Genomic DNA, 16,556 nt, shown 5'->3' with positions numbered 1-16,556 from the left:
CTTCACGATCACGACGCAGGCCAGATTCAGATTGGGGTGAGGCGGTGACGACACCAGCGCAGGATGCGCCGTTGGTGTTGCCGTCGGTGGTGTTCCAGCCGATTCGGTTGTCACTGATCTGTGTTGCTCTGACCGCTGCCGCGGTTGCTGCGGCCGCTCAATTCGGCCGACCGCTCTTCGGCGTGTTCTTCGGGCTGGGCCTGGCGCTCGGCCTGGGCAATGCACTGCTGATTCGCCGGTCGGCGCTCAAGATCACCGCCTCCGACCATCCGCTGAAGAAGAAGATGGCGCTGAACTCGGCGTCTCGTCTGCTGGTCATCAGCGTGATCGGCTTGGCGATCGCCTACCAGTTCCGTCCAGAGGGCCTTGGCGCGCTGTTCGGATTGGCCTTGTTCGAGGTAGTGCTGGTGCTGACCACCATGCTGCCAGTGGTAAAAAAGCTCCGCGCGCAAGCGTCAGAGTCCGGCGCTGAAGGGACGGAAAATGACTGAGTCGCTCCTGGCTGAGGGAGCCATCGAGGTCGGCCACCACGAGACCGCGGTATGGCCGCTGGTCGGTGAGGTCAACATCGACACCATCACCTCTACCGCGATCGCGGCCGTGATCGTGATCGCCCTGGCGCTTTTCCTGCGCGCCAAGGTCACCTCGAGCGGGGTTCCCGGCGGAGTGCAGCTGTTCTTCGAGGCGATCACCATCCAGATGCGCAACCAGATCGAGGGCGCCATCGGGATGAAGATCGCCCCGTTCGTGCTGCCGCTGGCGGTGACGATCTTCATCTTCATCCTGGTCTGTAACTGGCTGTCGGTGCTGCCGGTGCAGTACTCCGACGAGCACGGCATCCACGAGCTGATTTCCTCTGCCGCCGCCGACATCAACTTCGTGCTGGCGCTGGCGCTCTTCGTGTTCTGCGGCTACCATCTGGCCGGCTTCTGGCGCCGCGGCTTCATCGGCCACCCGCTGCGGGTGCTCAAGGGCCACGTCGCGATCCTGGCGCCGATCAACCTGGTCGAAGAGGTCGCCAAGCCGGTCTCGCTGTCGCTGCGTCTGTTCGGCAACATCTTCGCCGGCGGCATCCTGGTCAGCTTGATCGCGCTACTGGGGCCGGTCTTCATGGTCGCGCCGAACGCGATCTGGAAGACCTTCGACCTGTTCGTCGGACTGATCCAGGCGTTCATCTTCGCGCTGCTGACCATCCTGTACTTCAGCCAGGCCATGGAGCTCGAAGAAGACCACCACTAGTACCACCTGCACGACCACATCAGACCTGGTAGAGCACTACCAGCTAGCAAGGAGGAATGAAATGGCAGATCCCAATCTGATCGGACTTGGTGCCCTCATCGGCGGCGGTCTCATCATGGGCGGCGGTGCCATCGGCGCCGGTATCGGTGACGGTATTGCCGGTAACGCGCTGATCGCCGGTATCGCCCGTCAGCCCGAAGCTCAGGGTCGCCTGTTCACCCCGTTCTTCATCACGGTTGGTCTGGTCGAAGCGGCCTACTTCATCAACCTGGCCTTCATGGCGTTGTTCGTCTTCGCCACCCCGATCGCCGCACAGCAGTAACGCAACACGATGGGTGACATGAGCGTTGCTGTCCTCGCCTTGAGCGAGGCGGCTGAGGAAGGCCCGAAGAAGAGCTTCCTCATTCCCGACGGCACCTTCTTCGTCGTGCTCGCGATCTTCCTGATCGTGCTCGGCGTGATCAGTACCTTCGTGGTGCCGCCGATCATGAAGGTGCTGCGGGAGCGCGAGAACATGATCACCAAGACGCTCGCCGACAATCGGGAGTCCGCCGAGCAGTTCGCGGCCGCCGATGCCGACTACGAGAAGCAGATGGCGGCGGCGCGCCTTGAGGCCACCACGGCACGGGACGAAGCTCGTGCCGAGGGGCGCAAGGTGATCGACGAGCAGCGGTCGGCGGCCGAGGCGGAGGTGGCCTCGACATTGCAGGCCGCCACCGACAAGCTCAAGCAAGAAGGCGATGCGGTGAGTGAGCAGCTGCAGGCCCGGGTGGAGACATTGTCTGCCACCCTGGCCGGCCGGATCCTCGGTGTTGAGGCTGAGGCACTTTCCGCGGCGAGTACGGGGCGGTAGCAACAGAGATGTCGATTTTCATCGGGCAGCTGGTCGGCTTTGCCATCATCGTGTGGCTGCTGGTCAAGTTCGTCGTGCCACCGGTACGCAAGCTGATGGCGGACCAGCAGGAGTCGGTGCGCAGGGAGTTGGAGGAGGCGGCAGCTGCCGCCGCTCGTCTGACCGAAGCCGGTCAGGCGCACTCCACGGCACTGGCTAACGCCTCGGCCGAGGCGAAGCGGGTCACCGCGGAGGCCCACTCGGACGCCGAGCGAATCGCCGAGCAACTGCGCAGCCAGGCCGGTGTCGAAGCCGAGCGGGTGAAGAACACCGGCGGGCAGCAGGTCGGTCTCATGCGGGCGCAACTCATCCGTGAGCTGCGTTCCGGCTTGGGTGCCGAGGCTGTGGAGCGAGCGGGCGAACTGGTTCGCGCGTACGTCGCCGACCCGCAGCGGCAGTCCGGGACTGTGGACCGCTTCCTCGACGAACTCGATGCCATGGCGCCGAAGTCCGTTGAGGTCGAATCGCCGATCCTGGTCCGGTTGCGGTCGGCCAGCCGTCAGGCGTTGGCCGGGCTGCTGGACAAGTTCAGCGAGGCAGCCGGTGGCCTGGACCAGCAGGGTTTGGCCGCGCTGGCCGATGACCTGACCGCGGTCGCCGAACTGCTCGAGCGCGAGACTGTGGTCACGCGGCACCTGACCGTGCCGACCGACGACGCGGCACCGAAGGTGCGTCTGGTGCAGCGGCTGTTCGCCGACAAGATCGGTGCCGCCGCCCTGACATTGGTGACCGAAGCCGGGTCGGCCCGGTGGTCCAACGGCGAAGACCTGGTCACCGCGGTCGAGTACGTCGCCCGGCAGGCACTGCTGCTGTCGGCCGAGAGCGCCGGCACCGTCGACGAGGTGGAGGACCAGCTGTTCCGGTTCTCCCGCGTGTTGGACGCTCAGCCCCGGCTGGACATCCTGCTCGGCGACACCGCGACCCCGGCCGCTGGTCGGGTCGGGTTGCTGCGCAACGTCATCGGCAGCGGCAGCGGTGCCAACCCGATCGCGGTGGCGCTGCTCGAGCAGACCGTACGGCTGCTGCGTGGCCAGTCCGCACATCAGGCGATCACCGAGCTTGCTCAGATCGCCGTGGCACGTCGCGGCGAGCTGGTGGCACACGTCGGTGCGGCCGCCGAGCTCAGCGACGCCCAGCGCACCCGGCTGAACACCGTGCTGAGCCGGATCTACAGCCACCCGGTCCGCGTGCAGGTCGGCGTCGACCCGGCACTGCTGGGCGGGCTGACGATCTCGGTCGGTGACGAGGTGATCGACGGCACGCTGTCGTCGCGTCTCGCCGCAGCAAAGACGCAATTGCCCGACTGATCAAGACCTACCCGGGCCTACCCGGCCTCAGAGCCCAATACCCATTCGAAGGCAGGAAGACGAAAAGCCATGGCAGAGTTGACAATCTCCTCTGACGACATTCAGGGGGCGATCGAGGAGTACGTGACCTCCTTCAGCGCCGACACCGCGCGCGAGGAGGTCGGCACCGTCATCGACGCCGGCGACGGCATCGCACACGTCGAGGGCCTTCCTTCGGTGATGACCCAGGAGCTCCTCGAGTTCCCCGGCGGGGTGCTGGGCGTGGCCCTGAACCTCGACGAGCACAACGTCGGTGCGGTCATCTTGGGCAACTTCGAGAACATCGAAGAGGGCCAGCAGGTCAAGCGCACCGGTGAGGTGCTCTCGGTGCCGGTCGGCGACGGCTTCCTCGGTCGCGTCGTCAACCCGCTGGGACAGCCGATCGACGCGCGCGGCGAGATCGAAGCCGAGACCCGTCGTCCGCTGGAGATGCAGGCCCCCTCGGTGGTTCAGCGGCAGAGCGTCAGCGAGCCGCTGCAGACCGGTATCAAGGCCGTCGACGCCATGACCCCGATCGGCCGCGGCCAGCGTCAGCTCGTCATCGGTGACCGCAAGACTGGCAAGACCGCGCTCTGTGTGGACACCATCCTCAACCAGCGTAAGAACTGGGAGACCGGCGACCCGAACCAGCAGGTTCGCTGCGTCTACGTCGCGATCGGTCAGAAGGGCACCACCATCGCCAGCGTGCGTCGCGCACTGGAAGAGGGCGGCGCCATGGACTACACCACGATCGTCGCCGCGCCCGCTTCGGACTCCGCCGGCTTCAAGTGGCTGGCCCCCTACACCGGCTCGGCGATCGCCCAGCACTGGATGTACTCGGGCAAGCACGTGCTGATCGTGTTCGACGACCTGACCAAGCAGGCCGAGGCCTACCGCGCCATCTCGCTGCTGCTGCGCCGCCCGCCGGGCCGCGAGGCATACCCCGGTGACGTGTTCTACCTGCACTCCCGTCTGCTGGAGCGTTGCGCGAAGCTCTCCGACGAGCTGGGTGGCGGGTCGCTGACCGGTCTGCCGATCATCGAGACCAAGGCCAACGACATCTCGGCCTACATCCCCACCAACGTCATCTCGATCACCGACGGCCAGTGCTTCCTGGAGAGCGACCTGTTCAACCAGGGTGTTCGCCCGGCCATCAACGTCGGTGTGTCGGTGTCCCGTGTCGGTGGCGCCGCCCAGATCAAGGCCATGAAAGAGGTAGCAGGAAGTCTCCGCTTGGACCTGTCGCAGTACCGCGAGCTGGAGGCCTTCGCCGCTTTCGCCTCCGACCTGGACGCCACCAGCAAGGCTCAGCTGGAGCGTGGCGCACGCCTGGTGGAGCTGCTCAAGCAGCCTCAGTACGCACCGCTGCCCGTCGAGGAGCAGGTGGTCTCGATCTTCCTGGGCACCGAAGGCCACCTGGACTCGGTGCCGGTCGAGGACGTGGGCCGCTTCGAATCGGAGCTGCTGGACCACATCCGGGCCTCGGAGAACGACCTCCTGACCGGGATTCGTGAGTCCAAGAAGCTCTCCGACGAGGCCAACGAGAAGCTGGTTGCCGTGATCAACCAGTTCAAGAAGGGCTTCGCCGCCTCGGACGGCAGCTCGGTGGTCCCCGACGAGCACGTCGACGCGCTCGACGCGGACAAGCTCGGCAAGGAAGCGGTGCAGGTCCACAAGGCCGCGCCGGCGAAGAAGAAGTAACGCCGCTATGGCAGCCACACTTCGCGAACTACGCGGGCGGATCCGCTCTGCCGGGTCGATCAAGAAGATCACCAAGGCCCAGGAGCTGATCGCCACCTCGCGTATCGGCCGGGCGCAGACTCGGCTGGAAACGGCACGGCCGTACGCCGACGAGATCACCCGGTTGCTCACCACTCTGGCCGCCGAGGCGGCCCTGGACCACCCGTTGCTGGTCGAGCGCAGCGAGCCCAAGCGGGCGGGTGTCTTGGTGGTGTCGTCCGACCGTGGTCTGTGTGGCGGCTACAACGCCAACGTCTTCCGCCGGGCAGAGGAGCTGTTCTCTCTGCTGCGCTCGGAGGGCAAGGACCCGGTGCTCTACGTGGTCGGTCGCAAGGCGCTGGCCTACTACTCGTTCCGGAACTGGGCCGTCACCGACTCCTGGACCGGATTCTCCGAGCAGCCGACGTACGAGAACGCCGCCACGATCGCCTCGACGCTGGTTGAGACTTTCCTGGCCGGCGTCGACGACGACGGCGACTACCCGGGCACCGACGGGGTCCTGGGCGTCGACGAACTGCACATCGTGTCGACCGACTTCCGCTCGATGCTGTCGCAGTCGGCCGAGGCGCGTCGGATCGCCCCGATGCTGGTGGAGTACGTGGGCGAGGAGACCGGTCCGAAGACCCTGTATTCCTTCGAGCCGGATGCCACGACGCTGTTCGACTCGTTGCTGCCGCGGTATCTGACCACCCGTGTGTATGCCGCGCTGCTCGACTCGGCGGCCTCGGAGCTGGCTTCGCGCCAGCGCGCGATGAAGTCGGCGACCGACAACGCCGACGACTTGATCAAGGCGTTGACCCTCGAGGCCAACCGCGAGCGCCAGGCTCAGATCACCCAGGAAATCAGCGAAATCGTTGGCGGTGCGAATGCCCTCGCCGACGCCTCTCGATAAGCCCCCGGTAAGTACTAGGAAGCGAAGAAGATAATGACTGTTACCGCTGACAAGACAACCGCCGGCCGCGTGGTGCGCGTAACCGGCCCCGTCGTCGACGTCGAGTTCCCCCGGGGCGCGGTGCCGGAGCTGTTCAACGCTCTGCACGCGGAGATCTCCTTCTCGGAGCTGGCCAAGACGCTGACCCTCGAGGTCGCCCAGCACCTGGGTGACAACCTGGTCCGCACCATTTCGATGCAGCCCACCGACGGCCTGGTGCGTGGCACCGCGGTCACCGACACCGGCGCCGCGATCTCGGTGCCGGTGGGGCACGAGGTCAAGGGTCACGTGTTCAACGCCCTCGGGCACTGCCTCGACAAGCCGGGCTACGGCGAGGACTTCGAGCACTGGGGCATCCACCGGAAGCCCCCGGCCTTCAACGAGCTGGAACCGCGCACCGAGATGCTCGAGACCGGCCTGAAGGTCGTCGACCTGCTCACCCCGTACGTGCGTGGCGGCAAGATCGCCCTGTTCGGTGGTGCCGGCGTGGGCAAGACCGTGCTCATCCAGGAGATGATCAACCGTATCGCCCGCAACTTCGGTGGCACCTCGGTGTTCGCCGGCGTCGGGGAGCGCACCCGTGAGGGCAACGACCTGTGGGTGGAGCTCGAGGACGCCAACGTGCTTAAGGACACCGCCTTGGTGTTCGGCCAGATGGACGAGCCGCCGGGCACTCGTATGCGCGTGGCGCTGTCGGCCCTGACCATGGCCGAGTGGTTCCGCGACGAGGCGGGCCAGGACGTGCTGCTGTTCATCGACAACATCTTCCGGTTCACCCAGGCCGGCTCCGAGGTTTCGACCCTGCTGGGCCGCATGCCTTCGGCCGTGGGTTACCAGCCCACGCTGGCCGACGAGATGGGTGAGCTGCAGGAGCGGATCACCTCGACCCGGGGTCGGTCTATCACCTCGATGCAGGCCGTGTACGTGCCCGCCGACGACTACACCGACCCGGCTCCGGCGACCACGTTCGCGCACTTGGACGCGACCACCGAGCTGAGCCGTGCGGTGTTCTCCAAGGGCATCTTCCCGGCGGTGGACCCGCTGGCCTCCAGCTCGACCATCCTGGACCCGGCTATCGTCGGCGAAGACCACTACCGGGTCGCCCAGGAGGTCATCCGGGTCCTGCAGCGTTACAAGGACCTGCAGGACATCATCGCCATCCTCGGTATCGACGAGCTCTCCGAAGAGGACAAGCAGCTGGTCGGCCGGGCACGGCGTATCGAGCGGTTCCTGAGCCAGAACATGATGGCCGCCGAGCAGTTCACGGGCCAGCCGGGCTCGACGGTGCCGCTGAAGGAGACCATCGAGGCCTTCGACCGGTTGACCAAGGGTGACTTCGACCACCTGCCCGAGCAGGCGTTCTTCCTGATCGGTGGTCTCGACGACCTGGCCAAGAAGGCCGAGAGCCTCGGCGCCAAGCTGTGACCGGGTGTGTTCTGGGCGATGAGCGCTCGCGCGAAGAGCGTCCTACCAAGGCGAAAGGCGGTGGGTAATGGCAGAGCTTGACGTCGACATCGTCGCGGTCGATCGCAAGGTGTGGTCGGGCAAGGCCACGTTCATCTTCACCCGGACCACCGTCGGTGAGATCGGCATCCTGCCGGGACACATCCCGGTGGTTGCCGAGCTCGTCGACGACGCCATGGTGCGGGTGGACCGGGTCGAAGAGGACGAGCTGCGGCTCGCCGTGCACGGCGGCTTCCTGTCGGTGACCGAAGAGGGTGTCAGCATCTTGGCTGAGGCCGTCGACTTCACGTCAGAGATCGACGAGGCGTCCGCACGGCACGAGTCTCAGTCCACTGACCCCAAGATGGCTGCACGGGGGCGGGCCAGGCTGCGCGCCCTAGGTGTGATCGACTAAAAGACGTGAACCGATGAGCACGCCCATGATCTTTATGGTCGTGCTCGTCGCCGTTCTCCTCGGCGCTGTGGTGGCGCTGAGTTATCGGCTGTGGAAGCTGCGTCAAGGCGGTACGGCCGCGATCATGCGCGACCTTCCCGCGGTCGGCGGCCATGGCTGGCGTCACGGCGTGGTCCGCTACCGGGGCGGTGAAGCGGCTTTCTACCGTCTTTCCAGCGTGCGGTTGTGGCCGGATCGGCGGCTCAGTCGACGTGGTGTGGATGTGGTGTCCCGCCGTGCACCCCGCGGCGATGAATTCGACATCATGACTGATGAGATCGTGGTGCTCGAACTGTGCGATGTCCTGCAGGACCGTCGGGCCGGCTTCGAGATAGCGCTGGACCGCGGCGCACGGACCGCCTTCCTATCATGGCTGGAGGCACGCCCGTCGCCGCGGGCCCGGCGTCAAAGCTACTGAGGAAGCGGACGCCGTTGGCGCCGACTACTTTTCGGGGCGATCGGTGCGGTCGCCGCCGGGCTTCCAGAGCACATCACCATCGGCATTTGCCACTCGGCACAACACAAACATCAAGTCCGACAAGCGATTCAGATACTTCGCCGGCAGCACCGACACCCCATCCGGGTAGGTGTCGAGCGCAGCCCAGGCGGAGCGCTCGGCGCGGCGCACCGCGGTGCGGGCCACGTGCAGCAATGCCGACAGCGGTGACCCGCCCGGCAGGATGAATGAGTTGAGCGGCGGCAGCTGCTCGTTGTACTCGTCACACCACGTCTCCACGCGGTCGACGTAGTCGGCGGTGATCCGTAGCGGCGGGTACTTCGGATTCTCGGCAACCGGCGTGGCCAGATCCGCGCCCGTGTCGAACAGGTCGTTCTGAATGTGCAGCAGTGTGGCGCTCACCGCCGCGGAGGGTTCGCCGAGCGCAATCGCGACACCGATCGCGGCGTTGGCCTCCTCGACATCGGCATAGGCCACCAGCCGCGGATCGGTCTTGGGCACGCGGGAGAAATCGCTCAATCCGGTCGTACCGTCGTCGCCGGTACGGGTGTAAACGCGAGTGATGTGCACGGCCATAGCCCAAACCGTACCTGGGCAGGGAAGCGTCGCAATCCCCGCTTCGGCAGGAGACCGGATTGGTCGGGATTGGACTCGTGTCGTCACTACACTGACGCGAGTGGGAGAGCGTTTTGTGGTTACCGGAGGTAACCGATTGTCCGGTGAAGTCGCCGTCGGTGGCGCTAAGAACAGCGTCCTGAAGCTGATGGCGGCGGCATTGTTGGCGGAGGGCACCAGCACCATCACCAACTGCCCGGACATTCTGGACGTCCCGCTGATGGCTGAGGTGCTGCGCGGACTGGGCGCCAATGTCGAACTTGACGGCACCACGGTGCGCATCACCTCGCCGGACGAACCCAAGTACGACGCGGACTTCGCCGCGGTGCGTCAGTTCCGGGCTTCGGTCTGTGTGCTGGGTCCCCTGGTGGGCCGGTGTCTGAAGGCGAAGGTCGCCTTACCGGGTGGCGACGCCATCGGGTCGCGCCCGCTCGACATGCATCAGGCCGGCCTGCGCCAGTTGGGCGCCACCTGCAATATCGAACACGGTTGTGTGGTCGCGCACGCCGAGAAGCTGCGCGGCGCCGAGATCCAGCTGGAGTTCCCGTCGGTCGGCGCCACCGAGAACATCTTGATGGCCGCGGTCCTGGCCGAAGGCGTCACGACTATCCACAACGCGGCGCGTGAGCCCGATGTCGCTGATCTCTGCACGATGCTCAACCAGATGGGGGCGCAGATCGAAGGTGCGGGCTCCCCAACGCTGAAGATCACTGGGGTGCCGCGGCTGCATCCCACCGAACACGAAGTGATCGGCGATCGGATTGTGGCAGCGACCTGGGCGATTGCTGCGGTGATGACCCGCGGCGACATCTCGGTTACCGGCGTGGACCCGGCCCACCTGCAGCTTGTGCTGCACAAGCTGCACGACGCGGGGGCGACCGTCACCCAGTCCGACAACGGCTTCCGGGTCGTGCAATACGAGCGGCCCAAGGCCGTCAACGTCGCGACCCTGCCGTTTCCGGGATTCCCCACTGACCTGCAGCCGATGGCGATCGGCCTCGCGGCGATTGCCGATGGCACGTCGATGATCACCGAGAACGTCTTCGAGGCCAGGTTCCGGTTCGTCGAGGAGATGATCCGCCTTGGGGCCGATGCGCGCACCGATGGCCACCATGCGGTGGTGCGTGGCCTGCCGCAGCTCTCGAGTGCACCCGTGTGGGCCTCCGACATCCGTGCGGGAGCCGGTTTGGTCCTTGCGGGCCTGGTCGCAGACGGTGAGACCGAGGTCCACGACGTCTACCACATCGATCGCGGCTACCCGTTGTTCGTGGAATATCTAGGCGATTTGGGCGCTGAGATAGAACGTGTAATATAGGTCGAGCCGGAGGGACGCGGACCGCGGAACTACCGGCAGTCTGGAAGTCCTTCCGGAAGCCCCGAAAAACTGGGAGTTGACTCAACTCCGAAAAGCGAGTACAGTGGCGGGGTTGCCTGAAGCCAGGCGGCGTGTTGTTTGAGAACTCAATAGTGTGTTTGGTGGTTTTTGTTTGTTGTTGTTTTTGCCATGCCTTCGGCGCCCCGTGTTGGGGGTGTGGTGTTTTTTTGATGTCAGTTTTTGACTGATGTTTTGGGATTGTTTCCAAATGGTTTTTGTTTGGAGAGTTTGATCCTGGCTCAGGACGAACGCTGGCGGCGTGCTTAACACATGCAAGTCGAACGGAAAGGCCCTTTCGGGGGTACTCGAGTGGCGAACGGAACCGCCAACCGCGCCGTCAAATCATCAATCTTGCGCAGCGCCTCAGCAACAATCGCCCGACGATCCGGCCCCCCGACCGGCGCAGCACTCTTCTCGCTCAACTCAACCTCCCCGAGAGCCGCGCGAGCAGCTCGTCATCTGTCATACAGACCGAGCAGTAGCATCCAGTCGGTCGAACCCATCACGCTGGTAGATCTCCACGCAGCTGGAACGGCGGATCTTGCCGCTGGTCGTGATCGGGATGGCACCCGGCGACACCAGGACCAGGTCTCCGCTCACCAGGCCGTGCGCCTTGGACAGCGCGGCCGTCACCTTGCGTCGTACCTCGGTCAGCCTGTCCAGAATCTCCTCATCGGACCCCCCCTTGTTCTTGAACTCCGCGATCGTAACAAGCTGCTCGGACTGGCTGTTCGGGATCGAGACCGCGGCGACACGCCCACCGGTGATTTCCTGAACGGTGGCCTCGATGTCGTCCGGGTAGTGGTTTCGCCCGTCGACGATCAGCAAGTCCTTGATCCGGCCGACGATGTAGAGCTCCCCGCCGGAGATGACACCGAGGTCGCCAGTCATGAGCCAGGGGCCCTGGGGCGTCCCGGGCGTGGGGTTGACCAGCTTGCCGCCGAAGGTGGCTTCGGTGGCCTGCTGGTTGTGCCAGTAGCCCGCCGCGACGTTCGGGCCGTGCGTCCAGATCTCGCCGACTTTGCCTTCCGGGTTCTCGGTCTGGGTTTCGGGGTCCACGATACGCACGGTGCAGGCCCGCGGGACACCGCAGCTGACCAGCTCGACGCCACCTTCGGGACCACTCGGCTCAGCCGTACCGGCCGCGAGCTTGGTGTAGTCGAATCGCGCGGTCGGCGGGGGGTTGCCGGGGGTGTTGGACGTCAAGTAGACGCTGGCCTCGGCCAGCCCGTAGCCGGGGCGCAGGGCCGCCGGGTTCACGTCGAACTTCGTGAATCGGTCGACGAAGCGTCGCAGCGTCGCGGCGTGAATGCGCTCCGCACCCAGACAGAAGGTGTGCACGTTGGCCAAGGTGAGCCCGGCCATGTCCTCGTCGGAGGTCCGCCGCACGGCCAGCTCATAGGCGAAGTTCGGCCCACCGGTAAAGCCGACGGGAGCCTTGGCGAGTTCCTGCATCCAGCGGGCCGGCTTCGCCAGGAACGCCATGGGGCTCATGTGCACGGTGTGCACACCCAGGACCATCGGGTAGATGACCGTGCCGAGCAAACCCAGATCGTGGTAGAACGGCATCCACGACACCAGGTTGAGTCCTTCCGGCGCATTACCGCCGGTCAGCGCGAAGGTGTCGTCAGCCATCTGCCGCATGTTCGAGACGGCATTGGCATGAGTGACCATGACGCCAGCCGGGGTCCGGGTCGAACCGGACGTGTACTGCAGGAAGGCGACCTTGGTCTGCGCGGTCGCGGCGGGTGCCGCCGCCGGCTCGGAGTCCAGGTCCAGAGCGTCGACCTCGATCACCACCGGCGGTTTGCCGCCCAGGCCCTTGATCGAGCTGGCGATGTCACCAACCGCTGCCGTGGTCGTCAGGATCGCAGCCGGGGAGCTGTCCCGCAGCGCCGCCGACACGCGCTCGTCGTGCACGCCGAACATCGGCACCGGCAGCGGAACGGCGATCATGCCCGCCTGCAGCGCACCGTAGAACCCGACGATGTACTCCAGGCTCTGCGGGGCCAGGATCGCCACCCGGTCGCCCGGAGAGGCGCAGGTCGCCAGTTCCGCCGCCACCACCCGCACGCGGTTGCGCAGCTGCGACCAGGTCACGGTCTCGCGATAGCCGGCGGGGTCGACGTCGTAGTCGATGAACGTATACGCAGGCGCGTCCGGCTTGTCGCGTTCCAGGTTCGCCAACAGGGTCGGGATGTGCGTTTCAGTTACCGACATTGCGTTGTCTTCTCCTTATGCTGTCAGGTCTGTGGACCTCACCTGCTGAGTACTTCGGCCCCGTCGAGAGTCGTTGCGCTTGCTGTCCGAGCTGACGGTTTCGCTGCGCAAGGCCCCTGCACAGCGGAGGTATGCAATTGGATTAGCGACATTTGGGATGGGTCCCCCGCGTGATCAAGTCTGGCGGGCATCCCCAGCCGAGTTGCTCAGCTGAATACGTCAGCCTCAGCGCAGGCCGGTTGCTCGCCGTGCCGGGTGAAGACGGGGGCGGGGATCTCCGAGCGCCGAGATCGCCCGGCCAACACGGCCGGCGCGGAGGATTCGACCAACGACACGGGTACCCCTTACTGGATGTTTGGAACCTGCCTAAAACTCCTTGGACCCCGACATCCCAGGTGTTTCCCTCCCGCGGAGGCTACCACGGACGCGCTGCTGACAGGCCCCTTGTAGCCCGCGTACAGCGCAAACGCAGCAGAGCCGCCATAGTAGCGGAGAAGTCATTGGTGCGCATCACGAGCAACTTCGGTACCAACGGCCCATTCACATGGCGGGCCGGGTCAGGCGCGTCATTACGAGCAGTACTGCGCGATCTTCTTTTCGATATCGCCAACCAGTTCCGGCAGGTGATCGTTGAGGTAGAAGTGGTGGCCGGGAGCGGTGAACACCCGCGCGCCGAATTCGACAGTGGTGCGCTGCGCCCAGGGGGCCACCTTCTCCGTGGTGGCGACGTCATCTTCGTCACCATGGAACGCAAAGATCGGACAAGACACCCTTGCCTCGGGCGGACAGTCATAGTTCGCGATGGCTTTCAGGCCGCGCAGAGTCGGGAGGATCTTGGCCGCGAACTCCTCGTTCTCCAAGAATTCGGGGTTGACCCCCGTCATTGTGCTGACGGCGTCCAGAAGGCCGCGATCGGACTCGGGGATGTTGTCGTAGCCGGCTCGGCCAGGTGCGCCTGCCGCCGACACGAACAGTGCGGCAATCCGATGTCCGTCCGCCTCGAATCGACGCGCCACTTCGAACGCCAACAGCGCACCCATGCTGTGTCCGAAGAAAGCGACCGGCCCATCGGACGGGGCTGGCGGCGCAACTGTCTTGCAGACCTGGTCGGCAAGGTCCTCGATGCTGGTGAAAGCGCCCAAGTCGTGGGTTCCGCCCTTGCCCGGGTACTGAACACCGATGCGCTTGACATCGGTGGTGAACGTCTTGGAGAACGGGACGTAGTACTGCGGCGATCCGCCGGCATGCGGGAAGATGTAGAGCTTCGGCGTACGGTCAGTCACTCGGCAACCCTAGCGGCGATCGCAAACCCGGCGGAGCCGGGTGAAGCGGGTCGCCGCCATCAGCACAGCGGCGCAGCGGTACGCAGCCGACCACTAGCCCGTCGCGACATCCGGTGCGGCGAACGACTCCCCCAGCTGCGGGATCGAGGTGTAGCCGTGTCGGCGTCCTTGGGCGACGCCGCGGCGAATCAGCGCGGCCGTTCCGACGAAACCGGCATGGTCGAGCGCGACGAACGGGGTAAGCAGCCGGTTGTGCACGAAACCGATCGCCAGTCCGGAGGCAGGATCCGCCCAGCCCATGGAACCGCCCAGGCCGACGTGACCGAATCCGGGCAACACCGGCCCGAACGGGATCGCGTGATAGCCCAGGTGGAACGCCAACGGAACCCCGATGGTGCGGTCCAGTTCGAGGGTGCGCGGACCGGTCAGGCCCGCCACCCGCCGGGGTGACAGCAATTGAGTGCCGTCGATCTGCCCGCCGTTGGCCAGGGCGCCGTAGAGGCGGGCCAGCCCACGCGCGGTGGCCACCCCGTTGAGGGCGGCGGCCTCGGTGTCCAGGAACGGGATACCGCCGCGGAGGGTGTCCATCACCCCCGGGAAGTAGAAGGCGCCCAAGCCCCCGTATCGCAGCGCCGCGGCCGCCCGCGGCGCCAGCAGGTCCACCACCGCGTTTCGCCGGCTGCGTTGAGGCATGATGATCTCCGCCGCAACGGTGGGTGCGTCGGCGGGCGGGCGGCCCAGGTGCAGGCCGTCGACACCCAGCGGTCCGGCCAGCTCCGTGCGGAACAGCTCACGCATTCCCACGCCGGTGACGGCCCGGGCCAGCCCGGACACCAACCAGCCGTAGGTCAGCGCGTGATAGGCGGGTTTGCCGCGCTCGGGTCCCGGCGCCGCAGCGGCCATCCGCGCTTCCATCGTCACGTGGTCCAGTAGGTCCGCCCTGCTGGCGCCGTTGAGGTGGGTCAGGCCTGCTCGATGTCCCAACAGCTCGCGGACCGTTATCGCGGCCTTGCCGTTCGCCCCGAACTCCGGCCAGTACTGCGCCACCGGCACGTCGTAGTCGATGAGTCCCCGGTCGACCAGCCGGTGGATAACCGTCGACGCCGCACCCTTGGTCGCCGAAAAAACCATGGCGCCGGTGTCGGCCGACCACGGCACCTGTCCGGCCCGGTCCGCCCACCCGGTCCACACGTCCACGACGGGTTCACCGTCGAGGTAGATCGCCAGCGCCCCGCCGCCGTAGCGGCGACCCGGGAACATCGCAGCGAAGGCGCGCACAGCACAGGCGAAGTTCGGGTCAGCCGCGCCGTGCACGTTCGCCGGAAGTCCTGACCGGCGAGCGTTGAGATGCTGTGTCATGGCAAGAAAACCTACTCCACCTGCCAGCAAACATAACCGGTGTTACCCAACCGAGATCCGAACGGCTGGCGCCGAGCTCAGCGCTGGCTGAAGCTTCGGTTGCGGGCGTCGATTTCGTCTTGGGTGACCGGCACCAGCAGGTCTCCCCCGGGCGCCGCCATCGCCTGGATTCTGGTCGCGAGCGGCCGCTGGTCACGGTCGTATTGCTCCCATGCTTGCGCGATGTCGCCGGGGTGGTCACGCAGGGCGCGGGCCAGGAACCATGCGCCGGTCAGGGCCAGGCTGGTGCCGCGACCAGTCAGGCTGGAGGCGCAGTGCGCGGCGTCGCCGACGAGCACGACGCGACCAGGTGCCACGCCGGCAGCCGAATCTGGCTGACCGAGTCGAAATACAGTTCCGGGTCCTGCACCGCGGCTTGGACGAGTTCGGGGACCCGCCATTCGTTATGTCCGGCGAAAGCCTCGGCGAGAATCCGCTTCTGGGCATCGAGGTCGTGGTAGTCGTGGTCGATCCAGGACGATCGGAACATGAAGACCGCCAACGCTTTGTCGTTGTAGGCGGCGATGCCGGCCATGCGGCCGGGAAAGTTGTACATCGGGTTGTTGCGTCCGGACGCAATGTAGTCGGGCAGATCGGCCAGTGCGACGTAGAAGCCGAGGTGGTGCAGAAATTGGTGTTCGGGCCCGAACACCAGTCGCCGGACGGCCGAGTGCATCCCGTCGGCGCCGATCACCACGTCATAGCGATCGCGTACACCGGAGGCGAACAGGATGTCGACTCCGCGATCATCGGCGTCCAGGCCGGTGACCGATTCTGCGAATCGCAGCTCTACCGACGGCCCGAGCTGGCGATACAGGATGTTGGTGAGGTCTTCGCGGGGAATTTCGATGTCGTCGGCCGAGTCGTTGATCTCCTCAAGGGGCAACTCGGCGACGACGGCTCCGTGTCCGTCGACGAACTGCACGCGTTCGGTCATGTCGATCCGACGGTCGCGGATCGCTCCGAGCACACCCATCTTCTCGGCGACCTCGATGGCGTCGCCGCGAATGTCAATCGGTGAACCGTTGACCCGCAGGTGGTCCGCGCGTTCGACGATAGTGACGTCATGGCCGTCGGCACCGAGGTCGATCGCTGCGCTGAGGCCGGCGATCCCTGCGCCGGAGACGAGAATTCTCACCTTGGAACCCATCCCTATCGTAAGATACGTGTCGTATCTTAAGACC

At 65.8% G+C, this 16,556-nt stretch carries 17 protein-coding genes; 11 read left to right on the top strand and 6 right to left on the bottom strand.

The genetic code is table 11. From position 1 onward, the window contains the following. The first annotated feature begins 44 nt into the window (after positions 1 to 44). The 10 genes from NM962_13800 to NM962_13755 all read left to right on the top strand — a co-directional run bounded on the left by NM962_13800 (position 45) and on the right by NM962_13755 (position 8,442). A complete protein-coding gene (locus NM962_13800) occupies positions 45 to 491 on the top strand; it encodes an ATP synthase subunit I (GenBank protein ID UVO11078.1) in 447 nt (148 codons plus the stop codon). Continuing rightward, a complete protein-coding gene (atpB, locus tag NM962_13795; protein UVO11077.1) occupies positions 484 to 1,239 on the top strand; it encodes a F0F1 ATP synthase subunit A in 756 nt (251 codons plus the stop codon). The genes NM962_13800 and atpB overlap by 8 nt, the downstream gene beginning before the upstream one ends. Before the next feature lie 61 nt (positions 1,240 to 1,300). Next, the gene (locus NM962_13790; GenBank protein ID UVO11076.1) at positions 1,301 to 1,561 is read left to right on the top strand and encodes a F0F1 ATP synthase subunit C; all 261 of its coding nucleotides are present in this window, start codon (positions 1,301 to 1,303) and stop codon (positions 1,559 to 1,561) included. A gap of 9 nt (positions 1,562 to 1,570) precedes the next feature. After that, on the top strand, positions 1,571 to 2,092 hold the full coding sequence (locus tag NM962_13785; protein UVO11075.1) for a F0F1 ATP synthase subunit B: 522 nt from the start codon (positions 1,571 to 1,573) through the stop codon (positions 2,090 to 2,092). A gap of 8 nt (positions 2,093 to 2,100) precedes the next feature. After that, entirely contained in the window at positions 2,101 to 3,438 is a 1,338-nt protein-coding gene (locus NM962_13780) for a F0F1 ATP synthase subunit B/delta (GenBank protein ID UVO11074.1), read from the top strand. A gap of 69 nt (positions 3,439 to 3,507) precedes the next feature. Next, positions 3,508 to 5,157, top strand: a complete 1,650-nt coding sequence (atpA, locus tag NM962_13775) for a F0F1 ATP synthase subunit alpha (protein UVO11073.1) — start codon at positions 3,508 to 3,510, stop codon at positions 5,155 to 5,157. A gap of 7 nt (positions 5,158 to 5,164) precedes the next feature. Further along, on the top strand, positions 5,165 to 6,088 hold the full coding sequence (locus NM962_13770) for a F0F1 ATP synthase subunit gamma (protein UVO11072.1): 924 nt from the start codon (positions 5,165 to 5,167) through the stop codon (positions 6,086 to 6,088). Positions 6,089 to 6,121: 33 nt separating this feature from the next. Further along, on the top strand, positions 6,122 to 7,552 hold the full coding sequence (gene atpD, locus NM962_13765; GenBank protein UVO11071.1) for a F0F1 ATP synthase subunit beta: 1,431 nt from the start codon (positions 6,122 to 6,124) through the stop codon (positions 7,550 to 7,552). Between the two features lie 67 nt (positions 7,553 to 7,619). Beyond that, the gene (locus NM962_13760) at positions 7,620 to 7,985 is read left to right on the top strand and encodes a F0F1 ATP synthase subunit epsilon (protein ID UVO11070.1); all 366 of its coding nucleotides are present in this window, start codon (positions 7,620 to 7,622) and stop codon (positions 7,983 to 7,985) included. Between the two features lie 13 nt (positions 7,986 to 7,998). Next, on the top strand, positions 7,999 to 8,442 hold the full coding sequence (locus NM962_13755; protein ID UVO11069.1) for a DUF2550 domain-containing protein: 444 nt from the start codon (positions 7,999 to 8,001) through the stop codon (positions 8,440 to 8,442). 24 nt (positions 8,443 to 8,466) lie between these two features. On the opposite strand, the gene NM962_13750 is transcribed toward NM962_13755, so the two are convergent. After that, complete coding sequence (locus NM962_13750; protein ID UVO11068.1) at positions 8,467 to 9,057, bottom strand: cob(I)yrinic acid a,c-diamide adenosyltransferase; 591 nt, start codon at positions 9,055 to 9,057, stop codon at positions 8,467 to 8,469. A gap of 100 nt (positions 9,058 to 9,157) precedes the next feature. On the opposite strand from NM962_13750, the gene murA reads away from it, so the two are divergent. Further along, positions 9,158 to 10,411, top strand: a complete 1,254-nt coding sequence (gene murA, locus NM962_13745; GenBank protein UVO11067.1) for a UDP-N-acetylglucosamine 1-carboxyvinyltransferase — start codon at positions 9,158 to 9,160, stop codon at positions 10,409 to 10,411. Between the two features lie 522 nt (positions 10,412 to 10,933). Here murA and NM962_13740 read toward each other — a convergent pair. The 5 genes from NM962_13740 to NM962_13720 form a co-directional block, all read right to left on the bottom strand. Next, complete coding sequence (locus NM962_13740; protein UVO11066.1) at positions 10,934 to 12,691, bottom strand: AMP-binding protein; 1,758 nt, start codon at positions 12,689 to 12,691, stop codon at positions 10,934 to 10,936. 569 nt (positions 12,692 to 13,260) lie between these two features. Continuing rightward, positions 13,261 to 13,974 (bottom strand): alpha/beta fold hydrolase, encoded by a 714-nt coding sequence (locus NM962_13735; protein UVO11065.1) that lies wholly within the window; start codon positions 13,972 to 13,974, stop codon positions 13,261 to 13,263. Positions 13,975 to 14,067: 93 nt separating this feature from the next. Beyond that, complete coding sequence (locus NM962_13730; protein ID UVO11064.1) at positions 14,068 to 15,333, bottom strand: beta-lactamase family protein; 1,266 nt, start codon at positions 15,331 to 15,333, stop codon at positions 14,068 to 14,070. 77 nt (positions 15,334 to 15,410) lie between these two features. Further along, entirely contained in the window at positions 15,411 to 15,689 is a 279-nt protein-coding gene (locus NM962_13725; protein ID UVO11063.1) for an FAD-dependent monooxygenase, read from the bottom strand. Further along, positions 15,632 to 16,522, bottom strand: coding sequence for an FAD-dependent monooxygenase (locus tag NM962_13720; protein ID UVO11062.1), 891 nt, complete (start codon positions 16,520 to 16,522; stop codon positions 15,632 to 15,634). Before NM962_13720 ends, NM962_13725 begins: the two co-directional genes overlap by 58 nt. Positions 16,523 to 16,556 lie beyond the last annotated feature (34 nt).

The sequence above is a fragment of the Mycobacterium sp. SVM_VP21 genome, from assembly GCA_024758765.1.
Classification (GTDB): Bacteria; Actinomycetota; Actinomycetes; order Mycobacteriales; family Mycobacteriaceae; genus Mycobacterium; species Mycobacterium heraklionense_C.
This window is presented reverse-complemented; position numbering and strand designations above follow the sequence as displayed.

Coding starts and splice junctions, on each gene's coding strand:
- atpB (UVO11077.1), top strand. CDS start 484: ATGACTGAGTCGCTCCTGGCTGAGGGAGCCATCGAGGTCGGCCACCAC.
- NM962_13790 (UVO11076.1), top strand. CDS start 1,301: ATGGCAGATCCCAATCTGATCGGACTTGGTGCCCTCATCGGCGGCGGT.
- NM962_13785 (UVO11075.1), top strand. CDS start 1,571: ATGGGTGACATGAGCGTTGCTGTCCTCGCCTTGAGCGAGGCGGCTGAG.
- NM962_13780 (UVO11074.1), top strand. CDS start 2,101: ATGTCGATTTTCATCGGGCAGCTGGTCGGCTTTGCCATCATCGTGTGG.
- atpA (UVO11073.1), top strand. CDS start 3,508: ATGGCAGAGTTGACAATCTCCTCTGACGACATTCAGGGGGCGATCGAG.
- NM962_13770 (UVO11072.1), top strand. CDS start 5,165: ATGGCAGCCACACTTCGCGAACTACGCGGGCGGATCCGCTCTGCCGGG.
- atpD (UVO11071.1), top strand. CDS start 6,122: ATGACTGTTACCGCTGACAAGACAACCGCCGGCCGCGTGGTGCGCGTA.
- NM962_13760 (UVO11070.1), top strand. CDS start 7,620: ATGGCAGAGCTTGACGTCGACATCGTCGCGGTCGATCGCAAGGTGTGG.
- NM962_13755 (UVO11069.1), top strand. CDS start 7,999: ATGAGCACGCCCATGATCTTTATGGTCGTGCTCGTCGCCGTTCTCCTC.
- NM962_13750 (UVO11068.1), bottom strand. CDS start 9,057: ATGGCCGTGCACATCACTCGCGTTTACACCCGTACCGGCGACGACGGT.
- NM962_13740 (UVO11066.1), bottom strand. CDS start 12,691: ATGTCGGTAACTGAAACGCACATCCCGACCCTGTTGGCGAACCTGGAA.
- NM962_13730 (UVO11064.1), bottom strand. CDS start 15,333: ATGACACAGCATCTCAACGCTCGCCGGTCAGGACTTCCGGCGAACGTG.
- NM962_13720 (UVO11062.1), bottom strand. CDS start 16,522: ATGGGTTCCAAGGTGAGAATTCTCGTCTCCGGCGCAGGGATCGCCGGC.